Annotated in this window: 1 protein-coding gene; it reads right to left on the bottom strand. The window is 64.6% G+C overall.

The genetic code is table 11. From position 1 onward, the window contains the following. Positions 1-133: 133 nt before the first annotated feature. Positions 134-349, bottom strand: coding sequence for an integrase core domain-containing protein (locus tag ACLNEE_RS16900; RefSeq protein ID WP_412007452.1), 216 nt, complete (start codon positions 347-349; stop codon positions 134-136). Between the last annotated feature and the right edge of the window lie 168 nt (positions 350-517).

Below are 517 nucleotides of genomic sequence, written 5' to 3'. Positions count from 1 at the left end.
AACAGGTTGAGGGCGTGGTTGATGTCGCCAGGGCCGTGGGCGGGCATTCCGACATCGCCAGCGCTCAATGCTGGCGCTCTGCCCTCGGCGCAACGTGCGACAGGCTCCTAGGTGTTGTTTCTCACCAGGTTCGTCAGCGCAGCAGCTCGATGAGCCGCTGCTGAGGTGAGCGCCAGCCGAGGGCTGAGTGCTTCCTGAGCCGGTTATAGATCGCCAGGAAGCGGGGCAGCCAGCGGTTCCGTTCCTCGGAGTTCTGGAAGGCCATGGCGTAGGCCCACTCCCGGCAGAGGGTCTGAATGAATTGCTCCGCCTTGCCGTTGGTTCTGGGCGTGTAGGGCCTGGTGCGGATGTGCCGGAGCCCCAGGATGCGGCAGGCCTTGGCGAACGCCCTGGAGACGTAGGCGCGGCCGTTGAGTTCCTAACCGCTGTCAAGTCGCCAAGGCTTGCCAGGCCTCAGTTGTTGATGCAGCCTGACGAGGGGGTGGTTGCCGCTTTGGAGCGCTCTGCGACTCCTGGT

Origin of the sequence: Aphanothece stagnina RSMan2012 (assembly GCF_046764815.1) — a bacterium.
In the GTDB taxonomy this organism is placed as follows: Bacteria; Cyanobacteriota; Cyanobacteriia; order PCC-6307; family Cyanobiaceae; genus NIES-981.
The sequence above is the reverse complement of the archived record's forward strand: the minus strand, read 5'-3'. Positions and strand labels throughout refer to the sequence as shown.